This window comes from Neorhizobium tomejilense (assembly GCF_964254135.1).
Taxonomy (GTDB): domain Bacteria; phylum Pseudomonadota; class Alphaproteobacteria; order Rhizobiales; family Rhizobiaceae; genus Neorhizobium; species Neorhizobium tomejilense.
In genome coordinates this window covers 711,275-735,805 of record NZ_CAXUSO020000001.1, presented here as the reverse complement: position 1 = coordinate 735,805, position 24,531 = coordinate 711,275, and the positions used below count along the sequence as shown (strand labels likewise).

Below are 24,531 nucleotides of genomic sequence, written 5' to 3'. Positions count from 1 at the left end.
GAGAAGTAGGAAGGATCGGAAAAGAGCGCCGGCGGACTGGCATCCTCCCCTCTTCTCCCCCACGGGGAGAAGGTGGCCCGAAGGGTCGGATGAGGGGGGCATAGCCATCGATACCCAATCATATAACTTGTGCCGTGAGGCCCCCTCATCGCCTCGCATACGCTCGGCACTTCTCCCCGCTGGGGAGAAGAGGGAGGTTGCCGCACCGGCCTGCTGAAACACGCTCACTCCGCCGCCTCCAGCCTGGCCTTGACCGGCTTCGCCTTCCGGCTCGGCGCACCCACACGCAGTCTCCGGTCCGACAGCGAGACAAATCCGCCGACCATCATCACCAGAGCGCCGCCCCAGATGCAGAGGATGAACGGCTTCCACCAGATGCGCACGACCATGCCGCCGCTTTCCATCGCGTCGCCGAGCGAGACATAGAGCTGGCTGAGCCCGAAGGTGAGGATGCCGGCCTCCGTCGTCGGCATGCGCCGCGCCGTATAAAGCCGTTTCGACGACCAGACGTCCGCCACCTGCACCCCGCCGCGGCTGACGGCGAAATGTCCGCGGCTCTCGGTATAGTTCGGCCCAACTGCGTCGCGCAGCCCGTCATAGGTCAGCGAATAACCGCCGGCGTCGACGGAAGCGCCCTGCTTCATCTCCACCACCGTCTCGGTGCCGAAGGTCGTTGCTGCGAAAATACCGAGCACCGTCACTCCGAGGCCGAAATGGGCGATCGCCGTGCCGAACACCGAACGCGGCAGGCCGGCCAGCCGTTTCAGGCCGACCGACAGCCCGACCTTGGCAAAATTGCCGCGATACCAGAGGTCGGCGAACGCGCCGATCATGCCCCAGAAACCCAGCACCAGGCCGAAGATCGCCAGAACCGGTCCGCCGTTCTGGATATAGAAGAAGGCAAGGCCCGCTGCCAGTGCCAGACCGGCGAAGACATACAGCCGCTGCAGGGCGCCCAGAAGATCGCCGCGCTTCCAGGCGAGCACCGGACCGAACGGCACGGCGACCAGGAGCGGCAGCATCAGCAGGCCGAAGGTCATGTTGAAGAACGGCGCGCCGACCGAGATCTTTTCGCCGGTCAGCGTTTCGAGGACGAGCGGATAGAGCGTGCCGGTCAGCACGGTTGCCGTCGCCACCGTCAGGATCAGGTTGTTGAGCACCAGCGCACCCTCGCGCGAGATCGGTGCGAAAATGCCGCCCGCCTTCAGCATCGGCGCCCGCCAGGCAAACAGCGCGAAGGCGCCGCCGATGAAGATGCCGAGAATGCAGAGGATGAAGATGCCGCGGGTCGGATCGGTCGCAAACGAATGCACCGAAGTCAGCACGCCCGAGCGCACCAGGAAGGTGCCGAGCAGCGACAGCGAAAAGGTCATGATCGCCAGAAGCACGGTCCAGATCTTCAGCGCCTCGCGCTTTTCCATGACCAGCGCCGAATGGAGCAGCGCCGTGCCCGCGAGCCAGGGCATGAAGGAGGCGTTCTCGACCGGGTCCCAGAACCACCAGCCGCCCCAGCCGAGTTCGTAATAGGCCCAGTAGGAACCCATGGCGATGCCGGCGGTGAGGAAGGTCCAGGCGGCGAGCGTCCACGGCCGCACCCAGCGGGCCCAGGCGGCATCGATGCGGCCTTCCAAGAGCGCCGCGACCGCGAACGAAAAGCAGACCGAGAAGCCCACATAACCGAGGTAGAGAAGCGGCGGATGAACCGCCAGGCCGAGGTCCTGCAGCACCGGATTGAGGTCCTGTCCCTCGGCCGGCGCCGGATCGAGGCGCAGGAACGGATTGGAGGTCAGGAGGATGAAGAACAGGAAGGCGGTCGAGATCCAGGCCTGGACAGCCAGAACGTTGGCCCTCAGCGTATCCGGCAGATTGCGGCCGAAGACAGCGACGAGCGCGCTGAAGAACACTAGGATCAGCAGCCAGAGCAGCATCGACCCTTCGTGATTGCCCCAGACGCCCGAGAACTTGTAGATCAGCGGCATCAGCGAATGGGAATTCTCCCAGACGTTCGCGACCGAGAAATCCGAGACCATGTAGGCCCAGGTCAGTACGCCGAAGGAAAAGGCCACGAGCGCGAACAGCACCAGTGAGCCGGTTGGGGCCAGCGCCATCATCGCGGCATCGCCGCGCCGAGCGCCGGCGACCGGCAGCACCGAGACGATCAGCGCGGTTGCGAGCGCCAGAACAAGTGCATAGTGGCCGATCTCGATGATCATCTCGTTGCCGTCCCCTTGGCGCCATCAGGCTGACCCTGGTTGCCTTGGCCCTCGTTCCAGACGCCCTGCGCCTTCAGTCGGTCCGCGACTTCCTTGGGCATGTAGTTCTCGTCGTGCTTGGCGAGCACGCTGTCGGCCACGAAACCGTGCGATGCCGCATCGAACGCGCCTTCGGTCACCACGCCCTGGCCTTCGCGAAACAGGTCCGGCAGGATGCCCGTGTAGGTGACCGGTACGCTGCCGGTTCCGTCCGTTACCGTAAAACTCACCGTCGAGCCCTGGCCGCGCTTCACCGATCCTTCGGCCACCAGCCCGCCGAGCCTGATGCGGGTGCCGGGCTTGACATCGGCCTTGGCGAGATCGGCCGGCATGAAGAAATAGGCGACCGACTGGCTGAAGGCGAACATGACGAGCAGCACCGCGACGAGGATGAAGCTCATGCCGCCCGCGATCACCGCCAGCCGTTTCTGTTTGCGCGTCATTGCGCCACTCCTTCGACGGTGATCCCCATCTCGTTGGCGAGCGCCACCAGCTCGCCTGATGACGGGAACTGCTTGAGGCCGCTCTTCAAGGCGTCCTCAGCCCTGGATTTGTCGCCGAGCACGGAATAGGAGCGCACCAGCCTCACCCAGCCTTCGAGATTGTTCGGGTCCTGTTTCAGCCGTTCCGCAAGACTATCGACCATGCCGCGGATCATCGCCTGCCGATCGCCCTGCGACATGTTTGCGGCCGCCGCCACATCTGCCTGGGACGGATTGCCAGGCGCCTGCGCCGTGTCCTTTTCCGTCACGATGGTGCCGCCGTTCTTGACGATATGCTGGTTGATGAGCTGCATCCACGGCGCATCGGCCGGCGAGCCCTTGGCAATCGTCTCGAACTGGGCCCTTGCCTCTGCCGCCCTGCCGGCCTGTTCGAAGCCGAGGCCGACATAGAAACGTGAACGCGGATTGTCCGGATCGAGCTCCACCGCCTGCTCGAAGGCGGAACGCGCGTCCTCGGTGACGATCCCGTCATTCGATGCGACTAGAGTTTCGCCGAGCCCGGCCAGCCGGACGGGACTTGGCCCAAGAATGCGGATCGCATTGCGATAGGCCATCTCGGCGTCGCCAAGCCGCATGGAGCGGAAATAGATCGGCGCAAGCAGATCCCAGCCGGCGCCGTCATTGGGATTTTCGGCCAGATGCCGCTCCGCCTTGGCGACCAGCAGCGCGACATTGTTGCCGGGATTGGCAAGCCGCGCTTCAAGCGGCTGGTCCGGCAGCCCGGGATTGCCGAGCGCCAGGTAAAGACAGAGCCCGACGAGGGGCGGCACCAGCGTGACCACAGTGGTGGCGAGCGCATATTTTCGCGCCTTCGGAGCGGCGATCTCCTTGCCCTCCCCGGCGCCGGCCGCGGCCAGCAGCCGGCGGCCGATTTCGGCGCGGGCGTATTCCGCTTCCTCCGCATTGATCAGCCCTTGGGCCCGGTCGCGGTCCAGTTCGGCCAGCTGGTCGCGATAGACCGCGACCTCTCCGGCACGGTCAGCAGACGCTGTTTTGGTGGCTCGGGCGAAAGGCAGAATGAGGATTGCCGCAACGGCCGCCGTCAGAGCTGCGAGGATGATCCATAAAACCATAGTGGCCCAATACTGCAACGGCCCGCGCTTTCCAACAGCGCAGCCGGCGTTGACGCGAATTTGAGGCCTTTGGCCGCAAGTTCAAGCCTGCATATGGGGCCGATCCGATCTGGCGGCCATGACCCATGTCAAACGGCCGCAGAGGAAATCAGGTGAGCGGCGTCCAGGTGCCGTTGGAATTGCGGCAGGCAGCGCCCCGCGCCGTCATGTCGCGGCCATTCATGGTTACCGTATGGCGATACTGACGGCAGTTCTGGGTGCCTACCTGATAGGGGGCGTTGGCGATCACCTGGCCGTTCGCGTCGTCACCCTTCCAGGTGATTACTTCGCCGCCCGCCGCCCCTTCCAAGGCGCGATATTCCGCCTCGAGGGCGCGGGAACGGTCGCTTGCCGATAGCGTTGCGCCGCTGCGGCCGACGATGCCGCCCTGCAGCGCGGAAATATAGGATGTGGATGGCGAGGGCCGCGGTGTCAGCAGGCCGCGCGTGCCGCCGGTCCCCGCTCCTGAAGACGTGCCGCAACCTGCCAGCAGGCCGGCAACCACAAGCGATGAAACGGTATTTCGAAGGCTCAATAATCGCATCGTGTCGGAAACCGGTCGCGGCTCGTTTTCTTCGGAAAGCTCGCCGAGACTGGTCCGGTCCCGGCATGGCATCATTAAGGCGTCATTGGGAAAACACACAAATCCGACGATCTTTCAGTCTCCCCGCATATTAGCAGACATATGGAAATGCCTCTTCCGACAAAGATATAGCAGGCGATCCATCCGTCCATAAGCAATGGCAGGGAATAGGCCGATGTTGCCCTTACGCCACAGTCATGCTGGACCGTGTTGCGAATATCGGACGATCACGGACCTTCCTTGGCGACGCTCGGAAGCAGAAGCTGCGCTCTCAGGCCACCCCGTGCTCCGCGCGTCAGCTCGACCGAGCCGTGATACTCGCCGGTGATCTCGCGCACGATCGACAGTCCGAGCCCGGCGCCCGGCTTGCTCTCGTCGAGGCGCCTGCCGCGTTTCATCGCTTCATGGATCTGATCCGGCTCCAGTCCCGGGCCATCGTCCTCGACAGCGACCTCGACCCAGGAGCGGCGCGCGGTTTCGCCTTCGCCGGATTGAGGTCCGGATGTGGGCGTCGCGGTGATCCAGACGCCGGTTTCGCAGAAGCGTGCGGCATTTTCGAGCAGGTTGCCGACGGTCTCCTCGACGTCCTGCTGTTCCATGGCAAGCGCCACGCCCGGCGGAAAGACCGACAGGTGGAACTCCTTTTCCGGATTGAGCCGCCGCATCACCCTGACCAGGCGTTCCAGCGCCGGCTCGAGCTCGGTCCGGGCAAGCAGCGATTCACGCTGGGCGGCGATGCGCGCACGGTTCAGGTAGGATTGCACCTGCGCCTGCATTCCCTCCGCCTGCGACCGCACCATGTCCGACTGCACCTTTTCGACGGCACGCGATTCGTTGAGCAGAACCGCGATCGGCGTCTTCAGCGAATGGGCGAGATTGCCGACCTGCATGCGTGCCCGCTCGACGATGCGGCGGTTGCTTTCGATCAGTGCGTTGATATCGCTCGCAAGCGGCATGATTTCGCGCGGAAACTCGCCTTCCAGCCGCTCCGCCTCGCCGCGCCGCACCTTTTCGAGCGAGCGCCGTGCGCCGTCGAGCGGCTGCAGCCCGTAAAGGATCGCCAGGCCGTTGACGACCAGGCTGCCGAAACCGAAGACGGCAAGGGCGATATAGAGACTGCGGGTAAAGGCCTGGATATCCTCCTCGACAACCGCGAGATTGCCCGACACGCGGAAGCGCGCGGCGCGGCCTTCGCCGTCGAGTACGACTTCGGTTTCAGCGACCAGAACATGGTTCTTGTAGGCGTCGATCGCGGGATAGAAGCGCTCGTAGCGATTGTTGAAGGGTACCGCCAGGATCGACGGCACGCTGATGTTCGACGTGCCGAGCGAGGAGGAGGACAGCGGCGTGGCTGCGAAGGTGCCGAGGGGCTCGATGATCCAGTACCAGCCGGTCTCGGGCTGCGAGAAACGCAGGTCGCCGAGCTGAGGGCTGCCGGCGAGCTTGTTGTCGTCACCGATCGTGATCGAGTTGATGACGTTATAGAGTTGGGCGCGCAGGAGGTCGGTGAAGGCGCGTTCGGCCGACTGCCGGTAGAGCTGCGAGATGACGATCGAAATGACGACCAGAGCCAGCGCCGACCACAACGTGGCCAGAAGCAGCACGCGGGCAGTCAGCGATCTTGGTCCGATCATCCGGAATTTAGGGCGCATCGTTTGGCGCTTGCATCCTGTAGCCGAGTCCGCGGACCGTTTCGATGAGGTCGACACCGAGCTTCTTGCGAAGCCGGCCCACGAAAACTTCGATCGTATTGGAATCGCGGTCGAAATCCTGATCATACATATGCTCCACAAGCTCGGTGCGGGAAACGACCTGCCCCATGTGATGCATCAGGTAGGACAGCAGCCTGAATTCGTGCGAGGTGAGCTTCAGCGCGATGCCTTCGACGCTTGCCTTGGAAGCCTTGGTATCGAGCCGCACGGGCCCGCAGACGATTTCGGAGGACGAGTGCCCCGCCGCCCGGCGGATCAGCGCCCGAACGCGGGCCAGTACCTCCTCCACATGGAAGGGTTTTGCGACATAGTCGTCGGCACCGGCATCGATGCCTGCCACCTTGTCGCTCCAGCGGTCGCGGGCCGTCAGCATCAGAACCGGCATGCCCTTGCCTCCGGCACGCCATTTCTCGACGACGGTGATGCCGTCCATGACCGGCAGGCCGATATCGAGGATCACCGCGTCATAAGGCTCGGTTTCGCCCAGATAATGGCCTTCCTCGCCATCGAAGGCCTGGTCGACCACATAACCCGACTCCTTCAGGGCGTCGGAGAGCTGCCGGTTGAGATTGACGTCGTCTTCGACCACCAGAATGCGCATGCACCGCCCCTCGAATGATATGCCGGCAGTTGATCGCCGCCGGAGCCGCCTTACATCGGAACCCTGACGGTTACCTTGCGCGGTCTTTGATTGCCATCGCCTTGGACGAGCACCGTCACGACACAGGTCTGGCCATCGGAGGAGGGCTGAGCGGAAAGAAGCCGCCCGCCGGTTTCGCGCACCACGCGCGACGCCGCCGAGCCGCAATCGCCTGCGACGAGGACGAGATAATCACTCGCAGCGACCTTTTCCGGCAAAAAGCCGGCGAAACCGGCAAGGCCGGCGGTCAATATCGCGATGATTGGCAGTCGCGCCATGGTTACAATTTCCACTCACAAGACAAACAGGATTCATGTCCAAAGCATGTGATGGATTATGTAGCCAAAGGCGGCTGAATGGCAAATGAATGGTCCGTAATGCTTTCCTTCATCGGGCTATTTTCCCCTGATTCCGGTCTGGGCCGCGATACGACCGTAGATCGCGAAAAACCCGCCGGCAGCCCCCGCCAGCGTCACCGCAAGCTCTGCGAGGTCTGCCTGGACATCTGCTCCGAGCTGAATACCCGTGACTTGCAGAAGCGAGGCGGCGACCGCAATCAACCCGCCCCAGACCGTTTTCGACTGATACCACACCTTCATGCCATCCATGTTTATCTCCTTGTTTCAACCTAGAATACAACGACCGCCTCGGCCGGGACGCCGAGCGGGACCGCCCGGCCCATCTGCCGGACCCGCAACGAAAGGCTCGATTGGATACCGCCGAAATCGGCAATCTCGTCGGCCGCCGGATAGATGAAGGCGGGCTCCGTCACCTCGACCATGCGCCTGATAATGGTTCCGTCCAGCACCTCGAGCCGGTAGCGCTCCTCAGGCTCGTCCAGGGGAATTTCGATCCCGTCCCAATTGTCCGCCTCGACCCGGCCACGCCTCACCCAGGTCAACCGGGCATCGCCGCCAAGCTGCCGCTCGCCGCGGATATGTACCGGCGAAAGCGGCGTCTCGGCGCGCATGCCTCCCGCAAAGCCATGCGGGCCGGAACGCCCGCCCGCCTGCCCCAAGCTTTCCGCCAGCCAGTTCATGGCCAGACCGCGCTCCTCCGCCGACAGTCCCAGCGGCACAACGGCCTCGTCGAGCACGACGACGGCTGCACCCGCCGCGGCTCCCGCCAACATGGCATCCTCGGTCCCCGCCAGCCCGCGCAACAGGTTCGACAGCGACCAGCGATTCGGGCTGATCTCTTCGGCTGCAGCAAAGCCAAGCACTTCCCAGGCGCCGTTCTGCGCTTTCACGGCAACACGGTTTTCGCCATTCAACACCGCCTGCTCGTCCGCCGACGACAGGCCACCGAAAAACAGTTCGATCTCCATGGTCAGACCACGATCGAAGCGCCCGATCGCGCCGTCCGAAAGCGGCGCCACCAGAATGCCGACCCTTGCCGGCCGGTCGAGCACCGAGCGCGTGCGATACCCTTCCGTCGTCACGGAGGAGGATAACGCCATCCGCCGCCACGGTCGGCAGAAACCCGCAACGCGGGCGAAGCTCGCTGCCTCGCCGGGCGCAAACCGCGGCAGATCGAGAAAGTGCAGTACAGGCGCAAATGCGTCGGAGACGGCGCTACCGCCATTCCTGTGCCCCTCTCCGACAGCATAATTCAACGGCGCGAGCGGCGCATGATGCCGCGCCTCGATCCGCCGCGCCGCGCCCTCTTCGATCCGTTCGATGATGAACGTTCCTTCCGGGCCAGCGGCATCCGGCAGAGCCAGCCGCACCGCATCGCCGGGCTCGACGGCAATATCCGCCGGCGAAAGCGCAAAACTCAACGACCGCCTCGCGACCCTGTGCGTGCGCAGCAGCGTCTCGACCGCACCGAGCGACGTCTCCTCCGGCAGCACGGCCGGCAGGTCGTAGCTGAGGATGCGTTGGCTTTCCGCCCGCGCCCGCCGCGAGCGCACACCCGCCTGTTCGTAGTCCAGGCTCGGATTGTAGGAGGTCAGCACCGCCTCCGCCGCAAAATCGCTGTCATGCCCGCGGTTTTCCGACCACAGCGGCTCATCCTCGATATCGGCAATGACGGCGATCTCCTTGGCCGCCAGGCTCGCCGTCAACCGCGACCGGAAGCGCAGCCTGCCGCCGTCTTCGGCAACATCCACCTGAAAGACCTCGAGCAACGGCTCCAGAAGCGCCCTCGCGGAAGTCACCTCGCCCTGCACGTAGCCAGTCAGGTCACCACTCACTTCAGAAACCTCGAAATCTTCAAAACCATGTTCGGTCAGGATCGCGGCGATGGCATCGGCGAGCGTAGTTCCTCCTAGCCGGCCATTGAGCCAATGGCCCGTGCGCCAGTTGCCGCCATCGCTCCAGGCCGAAAGATCGCCGGGAAAGGCCGGAACAGGCCGGGCATCCCAGGTCCAGACAAAGACGTGGCCTGGATCGACCATGCCGGCCGGCGCCGCATGGCCCTGCCACCAGCCATGATGCGCTTCCAGGAACCGCCGCTGCATGCTGTCCGACCGCCCGCCGCTCGAAAAATACGGCAGAGCGCTTTCGGCCGATTTCGGGTCGGTAAAGACGTTCGGCTGATTGGCGCCCTTGTCGACCGCCGGGCAGCCGAGTTCGGTAAACCAGATCGGCTTCATGCCGGGCACCCAGGCCGTGGGCATTGCAGTCTCGGCACCGCCCACACGGTCATGATGCCGGTTCGACCACCAGCCCAAGAGATCCTTGTAACGATAGACCCACGGCTTGCCCGCCAGCCCGTCCGAAATTGGCGACCGCACCCGGTTCCGCCGGTCCGCATTGCTCGCGTAATACCAGTCGAAACCCTCGCCGGCGCCGATCTGCGCAGCCATCGCTTGGGCATCATCCGCGAGCCGAAAAACATCCGGATTGTCCGCGACAAGATCCTCGTCGCGCCAATCGGCGAGCGGCATATAGTTGTCGATGCCGACCGCATCGATATCCGCCGAAGCCCAAAGCGGATCGAGATGGAAATGCACCTCGTCCGAACCGTCCTGCGGATGATAGCCGAAATATTCGCTCCAGTCGGCGCCGTAGGTGAGCTTCGTCCCCGGCCCGACGATCGCCCGCACATCCGCCGCAAGCCCAACCAGTTGCTGCACGAAAGGAAAGGCCCCCGTCTCGTCGCGCAATTGCGTCAGCCCGCGTAGTTCCGAGCCGAGGATGAAACCATCGACCCCGCCCGTGGCCGCCGCCAGGCCGGCATAATGCAGCACCATGCGCCGGTATCCCTCGGAGCCGGCGCTGAAAACCTGCACCTGCGTCCGTGCATCAGCGGTCTTATCCGCCGACGCCGGAAAACAGGTGATCCGCCCGCGCCAGGGAAAGGCCGCCTGCTCCACCCCGCCATAGGGATCCGGCCGGCCGTTGCCGGGCGGGATATCCATCATCACGAACGGATAGAGATAGACCTTCAGCCCACGCGCCCTGAGGTCGGTGATCGCCTGAGCCACGCTCGCATCGCTCGGCGTGCCGCCGAAAGCTGGTCCGCTATCCTGGCTCACCAGATGCGCGCCGTCGCGCGACATCCCGGCCACCGACCACTCCGCGCTCTCCTCCCACCGCCCGGGCACTTCGACACCGGGCACAATCCGGCAAAACCCTGCCCTGAGATCCGTCCCGAACCAGGAGACCACCAGCGCCACCCGTTCGAGGTTGGGGCAGAGCGCCTGCAACTCATCGAGCGACGCCTGCCAATCGGTGCCGGCCGCCAGCGTATGGCGATTGAGAATGCGCCCGCTGCCCTCGCCTGTCTTCTCCGTCACCGGCACAGTCGCATAACCATGCTCCGTCGCGCCCGGCGTGACCGTCACGGCGCGTATCTGATGTTCGAGCCTGCCGACCGGCCGCAGCACCTCGAACTGCAGGAGCGGGATGCGATTGCCGAAACTGTCGAGCGGCAGCCGTTCGAACACGACATAGGCCAGCCCGCGATAGGCCGGCGCATTGCCCTCGCCCTGCTTCGCCTCGATCAGCGGATCGGGCAATTGCTCTCCGTCGCCACGGTAGACCCGCATCTCGATTGCCGTCAGATCGAGTTCACGCCCATCGGCCCAGACCCGCCGTACGCCGGCGATCGGCCCCTCGCAGAGCCCGACCGCCAGGTTTGCGAAATAGCGGAACGTCTCCACCCGCGGCCCGCTGGTCGCCTTGCCGCCGGAGCGCTCGTGCGTTACCTCTTCCTCGAAACGCGTCGCCCAGATCAGCGTGCCGCCGATCCGCGCCGTCCCGTAGATGCGGTTGATCGCCGTTCCTTCATCAGCACCCGGAATGCGTGCAGTCGCAAGACGCGGCCCGGAGATGGTCGTGCCGCTGCCGCCGATCAGCGCCCGATCGACCATGCTGCCGGCCAGCGCCCCTGCCGCCCGCCCGATGATCGCACCGACCGGACCGAACACACTGCCGAGCGCCGCACCCGCCGCCTGGAAAAGGATAGTGGCCATAGAAATACCTCGCCGCCGCCCAGCGCTGCCACTGGATGCTCGCTCAGATTGTGCTAGCGTCAGGAAATTCGGGAGCAGAAGCAGCACGCGCCGCGCCAGCCGGCGCATCGGCGAGGACAGGCCGCGCCGACCCAGGCAAGGGCCTTGCTCTCGAAAATGGAGGTAATGTTATGAGGCTCAGGCCGATTGGCATTACGCTTATCTTGAAGGTGACCCGGACGGGCTGGTCTATAGCCGTCCGGATCAATTTCAAAACATAAGCAAACGGTGGGCGGAGCAGCAACTCCGCTCACCACTCCAGAAAGATACTCCAAGCGGCATTTCTTTTCAATGAGACGCCAAGGGAAACCGGTACACGCCCGCAACCCGTCGCCGCCACGATGGTACCAGCGCCGAACGCGTCACGGCCGATTGCTCATAGGCGTGGATGAAATGCTGCGGCCCGACCAGTACCCCGGCGTGTTTCGCCGGACAGTCCGGTCGCCAGCGGAACAGCAGGACATCTCCCTGCTCCGCCTCAGCCAACGGCACGCTTGGCCCGAAGAGCCGCGCGGCCGCGTCCGCGAGCCGGTCTTCACCGCTCCGCTCCGCCCAATCGGGCGCATAGGCGGGCACCGTCTCCGGCTCCTCGCCGTAAAGCTCGCGCCAGATCCCGCGGATCAGCCCGATGCAATCGCAGCCGACGCCCTTCGTTGCGCCCTGATGCCGGTAGGGTGTGCCGATCCATCCCTCGGCCAGCGCCACGACGCGCTCGCTTTGCCCGCTCATTGGAAGATCGGGCCCCCGTCGTGGACCCGCTCCCCGTCGGCATAGGAATAGGCGAAATCGGCGCCCGGGACATGTGGGAAGCCGCGAAAATTCAGATGGTTGGCAAAGCGCCTCTTGCAAGTCGCAAAGGACTTGTCGCAACCGGCGGTGACCGTGAACGTATGGCCCGCCGCAACCGGCTGCTCCAGCGGCAACCAGAAAGTTAGCTCCACCGAACCGTCCGCGCTCTTTTCATGCGCGTCGACATCGACCGCCACGCCGCCCGCAAACGTCAGCACGCCCTGCCGAAAGAAATCGCTCGCGAAACTGCCGAGGCCCGAGACGACAATCCGGCTGGCATCCTTTACCGCGATTACCGCCCCTTCGCCGCGCCACAGATCAAGGTCCACACCACAACGGGCATCCCCAAGACTTGCGTCACAGCGCCGGTTATAGACGCGCCCCTGCGGCTGGCTCAACCGATGCGCCAGACTGCGCAGTTCTGCGCGAAACTGCCCGCCGGCGCGGGAAACCTCGCCGATCTCCCGCATGTTCAAGAGCACATGCTGATCCGCCGCCGCCCAGTTGACGAGAAACAGCTCCACCCGCGCACCGTCATACCTGCCGGTCGCCAGATCCTGCTCGCGGATCGCCGCATTCGAAAATCCGCCGGCCACCTCGTCGGCACCCGCCGAAAGCCCCGTTGCCGCTTCTGCCTCGCTTGCCGAAAAGCCACTCGCCGCCAGGAAGGTCGTCCCATCAAATATCAGGTCGTGGTCATGTTCGGTAAATCCCAGCACCGCCCCGTCACGCCGCGTCACCCGCCATGCATGGCAGGTGGTGGTCGTCTCCTGCGCCAGATGTTCGGCCAGATCAGTCGGTACCGTTCTCATGCCAAAACCTCCGTCAGCGGAATGGTTGGAATATGCCCGGCATCGAAATGCGCGAGGTTGACATCGATCCGGTCCGTATCGAACCGCACCGGCACGTCGAATTCGTAACCCGCCCGCACCGCGACCCCGACCGGCGGAACATGCCCGGCGGCAAAGGTGACGATCCCCGTCGCCGCATCGACGGACCAGGCCTCCGCTGGTACTGCGACGCCGTCCACCGACAAGGTGACGGTTCCGGCGACCGGCTTGGCGATCCGCCTCGTCCAGCTCCCCGCGCCATCCGCGTAGGTTTTGACGATCTGGAAAGCCGCGGTCTCCCCGTCGCCCGTGCCGATCGCCTGGTCGGTCGCCGATACCGCCTCGCCCGGCGCGCAGGATTTCCCGTCGACCGGATCGCGGAACCGAAAGCCGTAAAGCTGCCCGCCCCGCGCCTCGAAAAACTCCAGCACCGCATAAAGATCGGTGAGCGATTTCACCCCCGAACCGGCATCATAGCTGCGCCTTGAATCCCTCCAGCGTTGGTTGCGCTGCTCGCGCCCGTTGGAAAGATTGACGATATCGGTGCGCCGCACCGGCCCGCCGGTTGCCCCGAGCGCCAGGCGCAACGGAAACCGAACCTCGTGAAAACCGCTCATCTCATCCTCGCAACATCATCGTCACAAGCCGCGCCGTCCGCGCGAAACGCTGCGCGCCAGCATGGCGGAAATCTGCCCTTCGCTTTTCCGAAAGCTCGCGGCATCGCTCGCCGTCACGTTGAAGACGATCTGCGGCGTGGCCCCGCCGGCGGCCGCAACGCCGAGAGAGCCGTCCGGCCCGCGCCTGAGCGGCAGGATCGCTTCCGCCCCCGCCTCGCCCATCAGGCCCATGTCGCCGCCCATCGGAAAGAAGCTCGGGGAGCGCACGACACCGCCGTCGGCAAACGGCGTCACCGACCCGACAAGCCCGCCGATCGCATTGCCCAGCATGTTTTCGAGCGGCCTGAGGCCAGCGGCCAGCGCGATGTCCGAAAGCCGGTTGCCGAGCCCCTTGAGTACGTCCTCAAGCCCGCGCCCGCCTGTCGTCGCGGACCGCAGCGCCCCGGTCAGCGCCGCACCGAAGCGCTGCGAGCGGACTTCGAGATCCGCCATCACGCCGGTCAGCGCCTCCGCACCGGACAGGGTGCCGGCCAAACTATTGTCGTCTTCCATGGTGAACTCCCGTTTCGTCGCCGCGCCCTGACTCATCCGTCCGGAAACGCCCGCATCAGCGCGTCCAGCCCGGCCTTCTCCATACCCGCGCCACGTCCCCTCAGTCCGCCGGCCATGGCAGAAAACTCGACCGGCGTCAGCGCCCAGAAATCCCTCGGCGGAAGCCGCAGCAGGCAGAGGCCGGCATGCATCACCGCATCCCAGGGAAACGGTCGCCTCGCCTCTTCGATCGCAGTTGCGGCAGAGGAGCCACTCGAAGCTCCTCCTGCGACTGCTCCGATTCCCGCTGCGGCACTCAAGGGTTTGCCGCGGCCTCCTTGCCCGGCGCCCCAAACGTCGCCGCTAGCAGATCGCCGACAATCCGCGCATAACCTAAAATTCCGCCCTCGATACTCATCGCCGCCACCTCGTCGTCGGAGAGCAGATTGCCGCCGCCCCTCAGGCCGGCACCGATCAGCCGGATCATGTCCGCCGCCTTCAGCCGCCCGGAAGAAAACCGGTCCGCCAGCCCGTTGAGGTCGCTGACGGAAAACGCAGTTTCCAGTTCCGCCAATGCGCCAAGCGTCAGGCAGAGAATGCGGCGGTCGCCGTCGATCACCGCCTCCACCTCGCCGCGCCTGCGGTTTGCGTGCCCGCCCGCCATCACAGCACTCCGAAGGTCAGGCTGCCGGCTGATTCCAACGCCAGTTCAAAGCGGATCTCGCCGTTGTGCTCGCCGGAATATTCGAGCGCCGTCACCTGGAAGGGCCCGGTCAACGTGCCGAAGGCCGGGATCAGGATCTGCCAGGCCAGAATGCTGCCGGCAAAGAACGCCGCCCGCACCAGCGCGTCGCTTTCCTGGTCCTTGAAAATGCCGGCGCCGGTCAGAGAAGCGCGCTGCACGCCGGCGCCGCCCAGCAACTCACGCCAGCGCCCGGCGCTTTCGGCATCGGTGATGTCGACGGTCTCGGCATTGAAGGCGAGCCGCTTCGAGCGCAACCCCGCCACCGTCAGGAACGCGCCGTCATTGTCGATCTTCAAGAGCAGGTCCTTGCCCTTCTGCGCCACCATGTGGAAGTCCTTTCCGCTGTTATCCGTTTGTCGCTTCCGCACCGTAAAAAGCGGTGCTAGAGCATCGGGCGCTCAACCATCCCTTTCGCGAATGCCTCCCGCCGCCATGCCCAAAATCCTCCCGCTGCGCTCGGCGCAGACGATCGCCGTGCTCGCCGTCACCCAGATCATTTCCTGGGGCACGACCTTCGATATGCTCGGGGTCATGGGCCGCATCGTCGCACCGGAACTCGACCTTCCGAACGAGGTCGTGTTCTTCGGCCTGTCGATCATGATGCTGGTCAGTGCGCTTGCCGGTCCCGCGACCGGGCGGCTGCTCGGCCGCCATGGTGCAGCAAAAGTCATGGCCGGTGCATCCGTCATCTTCGCGATCGGCCTGCTGCTGCTCGCGAGCGCCCACGAAATCCTGGTCTACGGTCTCGCCTGGATCGTCATCGGCTTCGGCGGTGCGCTCGGCCTGTCGGCGCCGGCCTATACGGCGGTCGTCGAGCGTGAGGGGCTGGACGGCAAGCGCGTCATCGCCATCCTGATGCTGTTCACCGGGCTTTCGGCGACCATTTTCTGGCCGGCCCTGGCGCTGATGAACGATCTCGTCGGCTGGCGGATGACGTTTGTATTCTCGGCCCTGCTGCAGCTCTTCATCTGCCTGCCGCTCTATCTGTTCGGTCTTCCCAAACCGATCGACCGCAACGAGCAAAGCCAAGCTACGGATACGACCCCTGTCGATTTCACGCCGCCGGAACGTCGTCGCGCTTTTTTCCTGGTGGCGGCGGCAACGGCGATCAGTTCGTTCATCAGTTTCGGCCTGTCGCCCTCGCTGCTGGCCCTGCTGCAACAGGCCGGCGCCTCGCCGGCGCTCGCGCTGCAACTCGGCTCGGCACGTGGCGCGATCGGCGTTTCGGCCCGCTTCGTCGACATGGCTCTCGGCAGACGCGGCAATGCGCTGCTCACTTCGCTCGTCGGCACCGGCCTGATCCTCTTCAGCTTCCTGCTTACCGCGACCGTCACGTCCTCTGCCCCGGTCCTGGTAGTCTTCATGCTGCTCTATAGCTTCGGTACCGGCGTGCTCGCCGTCGCCCGTGCACTCCTGCCGCTGTCGCTCTTCTCGCCCCGCGAATTCGGCCTGCAATCGGCCCGCCTGTCGCTGCCGCAGAACCTTGCCACTGCCGCGGCCCCGGTCATCTTCACCGCCATCCTCGACCGCGCCGGCGTCACCGCGGCGCTTGTGACCGGCGCCGTGCTCTCGGCAATCTCGCTGGTATTGGTGCTGATGCTGGTGGGGCTGGTGCGGCGGGCGAATGCGCGGGCGGCCGAACCTAGTCCCGCTTCATGATCCTGTTCTTCCGCTCGCGATCCAGGTCGATGATGCGGCCGCGCATCTGCTCGAAGAATTCCTTCGGCAGCATGCCATAGTCCCAACGGCTTGGATCGTCCGGACGCGGTCTCAGGTCGTAACCGGGCCACAGGAACCGGTTGAGTTCATCCAGCCGCAGCCAATGACGGCCGTCGTCGAAGCCGAGGCTTTTGCAGATCGCAGCAGGTATTTCAAGCGAGGCCTTCGGATTGTCGCCACGAGGCGGCGAATGCGTCACCGGCGCCACGATCGTCTGGATCGCGCCTGCCTGGTTATACGCGGCGACAACGATGGCGCAGGGACGATCCTTGCCCGCCTCCACTGAGCCGCGATCTTCCTCGCTGCTCCAGAGGAACGCGTAACGAATGACGAGACCCGGCCTGGGCTCCGGAAAACTCACCTGGCAATCGAGCCATATTCGGCATCACGGATAGCAGAGAGCGTCTCCTCGTCGAGTTCACCGACCGTCAGGATTTCCCGTTCCTTGCGCTTCAGCGTCTCGTAATGGGCAAGCTCGCTGGCGGAGAGATAAGCACCCACCACGCGCCCGTGACTGGTGACACTGATCACCTTGGCGCTGATCGCCTCGTCCTGATATCTTGCAAAATTGCGGGCGAATTCCGTCGCCGCAACGCGGAGGGGTTCAGTCATGAAGCTGCTCCTTGGCTCCACTTAAAATACGCAAAATGCGTAATTTACGCAAGCCTATTCCGTCACCGCCCGATACCGCATCTCCGCCAGATAGAACTTCGTCTTCGGCTCCCGCCGCGTCCTTGTGCCCACCTGCAGCAGGTTCACCAGCACCGCGCCCTCCAGCGCCAGCGCCACATCGTGCAGCAGGGCGTGCACCAGGCCGGCAATCTCCTGTGCTTGGCGCCGTCCCTCGCCATCCGACCAGATTTCCAGAACCAGAAGATGTTCCTCGCCGGCCTCGCTGGCGGTCGAAAAATCCTGTGTCTCCATCTCGCCAAACACCACGCAGGGCAGCTTTGCCCGCGGCAGAAGCCGGTCGCGGATGCCGTCGGCACCGACGATCGCGGTCAGCGCCGCATCATTGGCAAGCGTCTGATGGATCGCCTGCAGAAGCGCGTTTCCCGCCGTCATCGGGTTTCCTCCTCGCATTGGCAGACGAGATAACGCCGCGTCTCGTCCGGATCGTGCACCAGCTTCACCAGGAAGGTCCGCGCGCCCTTGCGAAACCGCTGCCCGGCTGAAATGCCATCGCGAAACCGCACCCAGATGCGGTGGCTGATGGTGCCGGTCTCTGCGGCCGCCTGTTCGGCTACCACGAACGAAACCGGCTCGATCCGTGCCCACAGCGAGAGCGTCACCTCCCAGGCCACCGTCGCGCCGCCCTGCCCGTCCGGCACCGCCTGCGGCGCCTCGAGGTCGAGCCTTGCGGTCATCAGCCCGGGATCGAAGAACAGGACCATCAGAACCTCCGCATCCGAAAGGGTGCGATCAGCCGCTCGTAGCCGTCGGGAATGCCGGCCGGCTGGTTCTCCGGCGAAACGACGCCGCGGAAGGCGAACATGTGGCCGATATGGATCGACACCGCCCGTTTCAGCGTGTCCGGCACATCGGTGCCCGCCTCGCCGAAACCGGCCGAAAAGTCGATCTCGATGCCGTTGACCGACCTGCCCGGCGCCGGCGGGTGCCGTAGCCACAGCCGCGCCGGCCGGCCCTTGCCGTCGAGCAGATGATCTTCCAGTGGAACTTCAAGCGCCGTCCCGTCAGCGTCATAAACCGTAACGTTCTGAATCTCTTGCACCGGCGATCTCGAAATCCGGATCACCCCGTCCGCCGGCCAGCGGTCGAGATGGAGCCGCCAGGCTTGAGAGATCAGGCAAAGCCCGGTCTCCCGCTCCAGGTGTTCGCGGGCGGTGCTGATCAGCGAGGCCAGCAGCGCATCCTCATCGCTTCCATCGAGACGCAGATGCGCCTTCACCTCGGCAAGCGTCAGCGGCTCCGCGGAAGGCGGAGTGGTTTGGGCGTAGGTCATGGGGATCCTGGAGAGCTTGGCCGGCGCCGGCTCCGCATACTCCGTCATCCTCGGGCTCGACCCGAGGATCCAAGCCGAGCCCGATGGGTATCAATGCGGAGAGGCGCCACGCTAGAAAGGCTGGATCCTCGGGTCGAGCCCGAGCAACTGTGTTGTTGGTGTCAAGCTTGGAAGGGTTTTCGGTCCCTCATTGCGGCGTTAAGTGCGACGAGCAACCGTCTTGCTATGGCGATCAGGACAAGTTTTGGAGGTTTGCCGGCATTGCGCATGGCTTGGAATATGCGCTTAAAGGGACCTGACCGACAGGCCGCAAGTGCAGCCATATAGAGCGCGTCGCGGACGCGTTTGCGCCCGCCCCATATGCAGCGTTTGCCGCGCATGGCACCTGAATCGCATGCGATCGGTGCGAGGCCGGCAAGAGCTGCGACGGAACGGCGGTCACGACGACCCAGTTCCGGCATATAGGCTAGAAGCACGCTTGCCGTCTGCAGACCGACGCCCGGCGCCGAACGCAGGATCGCCTGATCTTCAGCCAGAGCCTCGACCTGGGTCACCAGGATGTCGATCCGGACATTGATGGCGGCGATCTGCCGGTCGAGCACTTCCATCATCTGTCGCAGGCTCTCGTCGATGTCCCGGCAATGGGGCTGGGCGAGACGGATGCGCTCGCTCTTGCGCATTGCCACAAGTTGGTCGCGCCGCTCGACAAGGGTTCGAAGAACCTGACGGGCTGCGTCAGGCTTGGCCTCGGGAGCCAGAGACATGGTCGCTCCATAAAGGGCAAGCATGCGTGCGTCGACCCGGTCGGTCTTGGCAAGAAAGCCTGCCGCTCTCGCAAACTGGCGTGCCTTGCGGGGATTGGCGCGATGGAAGGCCAATCCCGCCTGATGCAGCTGTCGGCAAAGTGCCCGGTCATAAGGCCCGGTCGCCTCCAGGACGCCGAAGGCCTGATACTCGGCGACAAAGCCGATGAGTGCCTGATGGCCTTGGCTGTCATTGTCAAACCGACGGACCATACCGGCGGGGTGAAGAAAACAATCCAGAAACGACTTGGAAATGTCGATCCCGACGACGCAAGATGGTAAGCTCATGAGACCCATCCTTATCCTGCGGGATCGCCGCGCCAACGGCCTCCCGGTCAACTGTTCGGGTGGAAGCATGTCTAAAGGCGGCGTACCGCGCTCGGGCACGGTCTCTCAGACCAAGGATGACGAAGGTACGCCGCCGGCCTGCTCAGATTCAACTCAAAGCAAAACCAACGCAACAGATAAGGATGACGGAGGCCGAATTATGCCGCAGCAAACTTCACCACCTTGATCGCCTCGAAATTCTGCACGCCGCCGCCGACGCGCTTGGTGGTGTAGAAGAGCACATAGGGTTTCGCCGAATAGGGATCGCGCAGGATACGCACGCCCGCCCGGTCGACGACGAGATAACCGGAGCGGAAATCCCCGAACGCGATCGAGAGCGAGTTCTCCGCCACGTCGGGCATCTCTTCGGCCTCGGCGATCGGAAAGCCCATCAGCGAGGCCGGCTGGCCGGCCGATACCGGCGGGTGCCAGAGATAGTTGCCGTCGCCGTCCTTGAACTTGCGGATGTCGCCCTGTGCCTTGCGGTTCATCATGAACGTGCCGTTCTGACGATGGCCGGCCTTCAGCGCATAGATGACCTCGATCAGCGTGTCCGAAGGACCCGTCGATTTCCAGCCGCCCGCCACACCGGTGGCGATATGGCCGATATTGCCCCAGCTCCAGGAGCCTTCCGCCACCGTCGGATAGGACAGAAATCCTTTCGGCTTGTTGGTGCCGTCACCGCGGATGAAGGCGTCGCCCTCCTGCTCGGCAAATACGATGTCCACCTCGCCGGCGATCCAGGCCTCGATATCGACCGCCGAGTCATCCAGCAGCGACTGCGTCGCCGCCGGCATCGCATAGAGTTCCATGGTCGGGAAGGAGAGTTCGGTGAGCTGCGGCGTATTGGTCTGCGGCCGCGCCGCGGTCTCGGCCACCCAGCCGGTCGAAAGCCCGGCCGCCGCAAACGGCTTCTTCAATACGGCGGAGGATACGGTGCGCACGGTCGAGAGCGCCCGCATCGGCGACACTGCCGATATCCGCCGGCCGATTTCCGTGTCGGTTTCCGGCGGGACGAGATAACCGCCGTCGGCACCGGTTCCGCCCGAAAACGCCTTGGCCTCCAGCTCGCGCAGACCGTTCTCCTCGCCGCGGCGGACATAGGCGTCGAAGGCCGCCTTGTGCTCCACGGCCTCGGCCGAAAGCTCCGAACCGCCGCGGCCGAGTTGCGGCCTGGCCTTCTTCAGCACCAGCTGGTCGAGAACCTTCTTCTGGTCGTCGACGGCACGGTTGATGCGGTCCATCTTGTCGCGGGTCACAACGTCGGCGGTCAGCTTCTGCTCGATCTCGCCGAGGCGCCGGTCGTTGACCTCCTTGAAGGCCTCGAACGCCTCCATGAATTCGTCGAAGGCCGCCGTCACCGTTTCCGGCACGGCCTTTACTTCGGGCGCCACGCTTGCCATCGTTCTCGCCTGCTCGGTCATATCGCTTTTCCTTTGAAGGTTGATTTCATCATCATCTTCGCCGCCCGCCGCATCTGGCGGACGAGCTCGGTTTCCCTGTCGCGGAAGAACCGCGCATGCTTGATGTTGGAGACCCGGGCCGATGGCAGCATCGGAAAGGTCACCACCGAGATTTCCCACAGATCGGCCTCGAGGATTTTGCGCACGCCCGTCTTGGCGTCGGTGCGGGCCTTGACCGTGCGGAACCCGATCGACAGCCCGTCGAGCGCGCCGGATTTCATCAGCGCCAGCACCTCGCGGGAGCGGGCGACGCCCGGCGACAGCATGCCTTCGACGTAAAGCCCGCGGGCATCCTCGCGGATCGTCCGCCAGGCGCCGATCGGCTCGGAAGGGTCGTGCTGGTAGAGCATCCGCACCCCCGGCGCCCCACGCTCGACGAGGCAATTGCGAAAGGCGCCGCGCTCGATCGTATCCTTGCCGAGGTCGACTTCGCCGAAGACGCTGGCATAACCGGAGAAAACCCCGTCGCCGGTAAGCCCTGCGAGTTCCAGATTGGCAAATTTGCGCGCGTTCGGGCGCGGCCCGCGATAAGCGTGCATCGGGATTCTCCTAACGATTGAATTGGAGCCAGCCCCTCATCCGCCTGCCGGCACCTTCTCCCCGTTGTCACGGGGAGAAGGAACACGCGGTGACGCCCTGGCATGCCAACGGCGTCAGAGATGAGGGAAACGGGCGCGTCGTACTTCCTTCTCCCCGCATGCGGGGAGAAGGTGCCGGCAGGCGGATGAGGGGCTCCGGGCGAAGACCGAAGTTAAGCCCCGCCGCCCCGTCCCCCATATCTGACGGCAATCCGCGCCAGCGCGCCCAGCACCCACCAGGCACAAAGACTGGCCGCCGCCGACCCCGTCAGCATCACTTCCGCTCCTGAAAGCTCCCCGCCGATCCCCAGCCTTTCCACCAGCCAAATCCCGGTCGGGCCGCCGAAGATCATTCCGCAGCTCAAGCCCGTCAGAAACCGGCTCGCTGCCTCGCGGCGGCTCTTCGGCAGCAGATAGATCAGCGACACGCCGGCTCCCGCCGTGGCGCCCACCGCCTTGGCGGCCCAGATGCCGGCCAGGGCGCCCGGATCGTTTCCGAGGTCAGCCATTTTTAATCTCTCTTGTTTATGATGCACGCATACGGACCGAACGCGCTGCTGCCATGCAATCAGCCGTTCCGCGCTCGACGCAGGGTCGGCGGATCCAGTTTCCATGAATGTTCAGAATCGCTTGGCGCTACCTGCTGGAAAGTTGAGTCCGGCACTTCGCAAGTTGAGTGAGTAGCAACAGACGCGTCGAGAAACGCCAAGCCGCCCGTCTACTCCGCGTAGACGTCCTCGTCCTCATCGGGCCGATCATCCTGCCTGCCGTGCCTGACGATCAGGATCAGCACGCCGTCGGAATCGACTTCGTACTCGATGAGATAGGGCGTAATGACCAAGACCCTGACGCCATTGGAGCCCGGCTTGATCTTGCCGATCTCCGGATGCTGCGACAGAAGCGACCGGGCATTCTGCAATTTCCTGTTCAGTTCCCGCGCCGCCGGAGCGCTGAACCTGCCGAGGTAGGTCCGCTCGGACCTGATGTAGTCCGCAGCCATCGTGGAGATGCGGACTTTCTTCATGCGGCATCGGTCCGGGATTTTTCATCCGCAGCATTCAAGCCGTCCAGTTCGTCGAGAAGGTCGTCCATATCCATGACCTTGCCGTCGCGCACGTCCTGGCGCGCCGCGGCAATTTCCAGAAGCTCGCTTCCCTCCGTGGTCAGGTAGGCTTTCAGCGCCCGGACGATCACCCAGGATCGGCTTCTGTCCGCTGTCTCAGCGATCTTCTCGATGTCCTCAAGGATGTCGAGCGGCAGGCGCAGCGTGATCGGGTCTGAAAGAACGGGCTTGGCCATGACAGCCTCCATTTTGTAATACAGCGTATTACAATCTACACCCCTTCCTTACGGATTAATACCCCACCGCCTCGCGCTTCTCTTCGTCGCTCAGGAACGCCGCCGCACCGACCCTCGCCCACAGCGCCTCGCGCTCGGCGGAAAGGCCGGCGATCCGGTCGAGGTCCGGTTCCAGCCGCAGCCGCTCGCCATAGGCCTCCGACAGCCAGGCGGAAAAGCTCGCGGCCGTTCGCGCAATTAATGGCAGCACCGTGAGCCGGTAGAAGGCACGGTTGGCCTCCTGGTAATTGGCATAGGTGTTGTCGCCGGGAATGCCAATCAGCATCGGCGGCACGCCGAAGGCGAGCGCTATGTCGCGGGCGGCGCCGTTCTTCGCCTCGATGAAATCCATGTCCTTCGGCGACAGGCCCATCGCCTTCCAGTCGAGCCCGCCTTCGAGCAGCAGCGGCCGACCGGCATTGACGGCGCCGGAATAACCCGCCTCCAGCTCGTCCTTCAGCCGCTCGTACTGGTCGGCAGACAAGTTGCCGCCGTCCTTCGGCTGGTAGACCAGCGCGCCGGAAGGTCTTGCGGAATTGTCGAGCAACGCCTTGTTCCAGCTGGCCGCCGCATTGTGCAGGTCGAGCGCGGCACCCGCCGCCCCGAGCGGCGGAAAGCCGCAATGGTCGTCCAGCGGATGAAACAGTTTCAGATGCAGCAGCGCCAGACCATCGCTCTCTGCCGGTAGCCGCCGCGTGGTGCCGCCGGCGCGATAGTCGTAACCCGCCACCCAGCCGTCGCGGCCCTCGACCACGCTCACCCGGTCGGGCCGGAGCAGATGCAGTTCGCGTAAGCTCCCGCCGATCGACAGCGGCTCGACATAGGCATTGCCGGAAAGCGCCAGGTGCCCGTAGAGCGCCTCGAAAAAGTCAGGTCCGCCCTGCCGGCCGTTCGGCCGCGTCAAGAGCGCCAGCGCCGGATGTTCGGCAAGCTCCGTCGCCCCGTCATAGGCAAGCCACGGCACGGCTGCGGCGGCTTCGGCGATCATCCGCACCGCCCGATAGGCGACCGGGTTCTTCATGAACCCTGCCCGCGCCAGCGCCGCATAGGACCGCCCCGACCACTGCGCCGCTCCCTCGCCGGACACGATCGCGAAACCGGAAGCCATCTTGGTCTCGGCCCTTTGGATGTCGGCTCCCTGGATTTCAGGCACGGTCTGTCGCCCACCCGTGGAAAACCACGGGCGCCGGAATGGAGATTTCATCGTGACTTGTCCTTTTCGCTCGCGGGCGCCAAGGCCCGCTTCAGGGAAGCGGCAGGGGCGCCTTCACCGCACTTTCGCTGTCGAAATCGGCCGCCAAACGCATCTCCCGGATCGGCCGGACGATATCGATCGATGCCTGGTAGGCCGGATGCGCCTTGTAGGCGGCAAGCGCCGCCGCATCCTCGAATTCGCCGTAGACGACCAGGTCGACCTCGTTGCCGAGCTGGTCGCTCTTCACGTTGGTGCCGATCTCCAGGGTCAGCGCATGCGGGTTGCCGGTCAGCAGGGAAAGACCTGCCCGTACCCGTTCGATCTCGCCCGTTTGCGCCGTGAAAAATACGATATGGCGTATCATGGAACCTC

General features: G+C 64.5%; 30 protein-coding genes. 1 reads left to right on the top strand and 29 read right to left on the bottom strand.

Annotated elements, in window-relative coordinates; all coding sequences use genetic code 11:
* Positions 1-224 precede the first annotated feature (224 nt).
* From ACSQ3G_RS03850 to ACSQ3G_RS03775, 16 genes are all read right to left on the bottom strand, one after another.
* Positions 225-2,213, bottom strand: coding sequence for a heme lyase CcmF/NrfE family subunit (locus tag ACSQ3G_RS03850; protein ID WP_436109117.1), 1,989 nt, complete (start codon positions 2,211-2,213; stop codon positions 225-227).
* Entirely contained in the window at positions 2,210-2,695 is a 486-nt protein-coding gene (gene ccmE / locus ACSQ3G_RS03845) for a cytochrome c maturation protein CcmE (RefSeq protein WP_436109116.1), read from the bottom strand. The genes ACSQ3G_RS03850 and ccmE overlap by 4 nt, the downstream gene beginning before the upstream one ends.
* Positions 2,692-3,828 (bottom strand): c-type cytochrome biogenesis protein CcmI, encoded by a 1,137-nt coding sequence (gene ccmI / locus ACSQ3G_RS03840; protein ID WP_436109115.1) that lies wholly within the window; start codon positions 3,826-3,828, stop codon positions 2,692-2,694. The genes ccmE and ccmI overlap by 4 nt, the downstream gene beginning before the upstream one ends.
* 148 nt (positions 3,829-3,976) lie before the next feature.
* Complete coding sequence (locus ACSQ3G_RS03835; protein WP_105427910.1) at positions 3,977-4,411, bottom strand: RT0821/Lpp0805 family surface protein; 435 nt, start codon at positions 4,409-4,411, stop codon at positions 3,977-3,979.
* Between the two features lie 266 nt (positions 4,412-4,677).
* On the bottom strand, positions 4,678-6,084 hold the full coding sequence (locus ACSQ3G_RS03830; protein ID WP_425352032.1) for an ATP-binding protein: 1,407 nt from the start codon (positions 6,082-6,084) through the stop codon (positions 4,678-4,680).
* 7 nt (positions 6,085-6,091) lie between these two features.
* Positions 6,092-6,763: a response regulator transcription factor gene (locus ACSQ3G_RS03825; protein ID WP_105441013.1), complete on the bottom strand. Its 672-nt coding sequence runs from the start codon at positions 6,761-6,763 to the stop codon at positions 6,092-6,094.
* 50 nt (positions 6,764-6,813) lie between these two features.
* Positions 6,814-7,080, bottom strand: a complete 267-nt coding sequence (locus ACSQ3G_RS03820) for a hypothetical protein (RefSeq protein WP_436109114.1) — start codon at positions 7,078-7,080, stop codon at positions 6,814-6,816.
* A 117-nt stretch (positions 7,081-7,197) separates the two neighbouring features.
* Positions 7,198-7,410 (bottom strand): hypothetical protein, encoded by a 213-nt coding sequence (locus ACSQ3G_RS03815; RefSeq protein ID WP_046637563.1) that lies wholly within the window; start codon positions 7,408-7,410, stop codon positions 7,198-7,200.
* Positions 7,411-7,430: 20 nt separating this feature from the next.
* Positions 7,431-11,222, bottom strand: a complete 3,792-nt coding sequence (locus ACSQ3G_RS03810; RefSeq protein ID WP_436109113.1) for a baseplate multidomain protein megatron — start codon at positions 11,220-11,222, stop codon at positions 7,431-7,433.
* 327 nt (positions 11,223-11,549) lie between these two features.
* Entirely contained in the window at positions 11,550-11,990 is a 441-nt protein-coding gene (locus tag ACSQ3G_RS03805; protein WP_436109112.1) for an NlpC/P60 family protein, read from the bottom strand.
* On the bottom strand, positions 11,987-12,862 hold the full coding sequence (locus ACSQ3G_RS03800) for a phage/gene transfer agent baseplate hub protein (protein ID WP_436109111.1): 876 nt from the start codon (positions 12,860-12,862) through the stop codon (positions 11,987-11,989). The genes ACSQ3G_RS03805 and ACSQ3G_RS03800 overlap by 4 nt, the downstream gene beginning before the upstream one ends.
* Positions 12,859-13,497: a phage distal tail protein, Rcc01695 family gene (locus ACSQ3G_RS03795; protein ID WP_436109110.1), complete on the bottom strand. Its 639-nt coding sequence runs from the start codon at positions 13,495-13,497 to the stop codon at positions 12,859-12,861. The genes ACSQ3G_RS03800 and ACSQ3G_RS03795 overlap by 4 nt, the downstream gene beginning before the upstream one ends.
* Positions 13,498-13,518: 21 nt before the next feature.
* Entirely contained in the window at positions 13,519-14,049 is a 531-nt protein-coding gene (locus ACSQ3G_RS03790; protein ID WP_436109109.1) for a phage tail tape measure protein, read from the bottom strand.
* 32 nt (positions 14,050-14,081) lie between these two features.
* A complete protein-coding gene (locus tag ACSQ3G_RS03785) occupies positions 14,082-14,348 on the bottom strand; it encodes a rcc01693 family protein (protein ID WP_436109108.1) in 267 nt (88 codons plus the stop codon).
* The gene (locus tag ACSQ3G_RS03780; protein WP_436109107.1) at positions 14,345-14,692 is read right to left on the bottom strand and encodes a gene transfer agent family protein; all 348 of its coding nucleotides are present in this window, start codon (positions 14,690-14,692) and stop codon (positions 14,345-14,347) included. The genes ACSQ3G_RS03785 and ACSQ3G_RS03780 overlap by 4 nt, the downstream gene beginning before the upstream one ends.
* Positions 14,692-15,099, bottom strand: coding sequence for a phage major tail protein, TP901-1 family (locus tag ACSQ3G_RS03775; RefSeq protein ID WP_046637570.1), 408 nt, complete (start codon positions 15,097-15,099; stop codon positions 14,692-14,694). Before ACSQ3G_RS03775 ends, ACSQ3G_RS03780 begins: the two co-directional genes overlap by 1 nt.
* Positions 15,100-15,205: 106 nt before the next feature.
* On the opposite strand from ACSQ3G_RS03775, the gene ACSQ3G_RS03770 reads away from it, so the two are divergent.
* Positions 15,206-16,432 carry an MFS transporter gene (locus tag ACSQ3G_RS03770; RefSeq protein ID WP_436109106.1) on the top strand — a complete coding sequence of 409 codons (1,227 nt, stop codon included), beginning with the start codon at positions 15,206-15,208 and terminating at the stop codon, positions 16,430-16,432.
* Here ACSQ3G_RS03770 and ACSQ3G_RS03765 read toward each other — a convergent pair.
* The 13 genes from ACSQ3G_RS03765 to ACSQ3G_RS03705 all read right to left on the bottom strand — a co-directional run bounded on the left by ACSQ3G_RS03765 (position 16,416) and on the right by ACSQ3G_RS03705 (position 24,523).
* On the bottom strand, positions 16,416-16,853 hold the full coding sequence (locus tag ACSQ3G_RS03765; protein ID WP_436109105.1) for a hypothetical protein: 438 nt from the start codon (positions 16,851-16,853) through the stop codon (positions 16,416-16,418). The two genes, ACSQ3G_RS03770 and ACSQ3G_RS03765, sit on opposite strands and share 17 nt — an antisense overlap.
* Positions 16,850-17,104, bottom strand: a complete 255-nt coding sequence (locus tag ACSQ3G_RS03760; protein ID WP_105405036.1) for a hypothetical protein — start codon at positions 17,102-17,104, stop codon at positions 16,850-16,852. Before ACSQ3G_RS03760 ends, ACSQ3G_RS03765 begins: the two co-directional genes overlap by 4 nt.
* 54 nt (positions 17,105-17,158) lie before the next feature.
* Complete coding sequence (locus ACSQ3G_RS03755) at positions 17,159-17,557, bottom strand: DUF3168 domain-containing protein (protein ID WP_436109104.1); 399 nt, start codon at positions 17,555-17,557, stop codon at positions 17,159-17,161.
* Entirely contained in the window at positions 17,554-17,886 is a 333-nt protein-coding gene (locus tag ACSQ3G_RS03750) for a phage head closure protein (protein ID WP_371674740.1), read from the bottom strand. Before ACSQ3G_RS03750 ends, ACSQ3G_RS03755 begins: the two co-directional genes overlap by 4 nt.
* Positions 17,886-18,455: a head-tail connector protein gene (locus ACSQ3G_RS03745; protein ID WP_436109103.1), complete on the bottom strand. Its 570-nt coding sequence runs from the start codon at positions 18,453-18,455 to the stop codon at positions 17,886-17,888. The genes ACSQ3G_RS03750 and ACSQ3G_RS03745 overlap by 1 nt, the downstream gene beginning before the upstream one ends.
* 161 nt (positions 18,456-18,616) lie before the next feature.
* Entirely contained in the window at positions 18,617-19,546 is a 930-nt protein-coding gene (locus tag ACSQ3G_RS03740; protein WP_436109102.1) for an IS110 family RNA-guided transposase, read from the bottom strand.
* A gap of 197 nt (positions 19,547-19,743) precedes the next feature.
* Positions 19,744-21,009 (bottom strand): phage major capsid protein, encoded by a 1,266-nt coding sequence (locus ACSQ3G_RS03735; protein WP_436109101.1) that lies wholly within the window; start codon positions 21,007-21,009, stop codon positions 19,744-19,746.
* On the bottom strand, positions 21,006-21,587 hold the full coding sequence (locus ACSQ3G_RS03730) for an HK97 family phage prohead protease (protein ID WP_436109100.1): 582 nt from the start codon (positions 21,585-21,587) through the stop codon (positions 21,006-21,008). Before ACSQ3G_RS03730 ends, ACSQ3G_RS03735 begins: the two co-directional genes overlap by 4 nt.
* Positions 21,588-21,799: 212 nt before the next feature.
* A complete protein-coding gene (locus ACSQ3G_RS03725) occupies positions 21,800-22,135 on the bottom strand; it encodes a DUF6107 family protein (RefSeq protein WP_436109099.1) in 336 nt (111 codons plus the stop codon).
* A 209-nt stretch (positions 22,136-22,344) separates the two neighbouring features.
* A complete protein-coding gene (locus ACSQ3G_RS03720) occupies positions 22,345-22,650 on the bottom strand; it encodes a type II toxin-antitoxin system RelE/ParE family toxin (protein WP_436109098.1) in 306 nt (101 codons plus the stop codon).
* The gene (locus tag ACSQ3G_RS03715) at positions 22,647-22,925 is read right to left on the bottom strand and encodes a CopG family ribbon-helix-helix protein (protein WP_105405091.1); all 279 of its coding nucleotides are present in this window, start codon (positions 22,923-22,925) and stop codon (positions 22,647-22,649) included. Before ACSQ3G_RS03715 ends, ACSQ3G_RS03720 begins: the two co-directional genes overlap by 4 nt.
* Positions 22,926-22,980: 55 nt before the next feature.
* Entirely contained in the window at positions 22,981-24,168 is a 1,188-nt protein-coding gene (locus ACSQ3G_RS03710) for a phage portal protein (protein WP_436109097.1), read from the bottom strand.
* A 40-nt stretch (positions 24,169-24,208) separates the two neighbouring features.
* A complete protein-coding gene (locus ACSQ3G_RS03705) occupies positions 24,209-24,523 on the bottom strand; it encodes a Dabb family protein (protein ID WP_436109096.1) in 315 nt (104 codons plus the stop codon).
* Between the last annotated feature and the right edge of the window lie 8 nt (positions 24,524-24,531).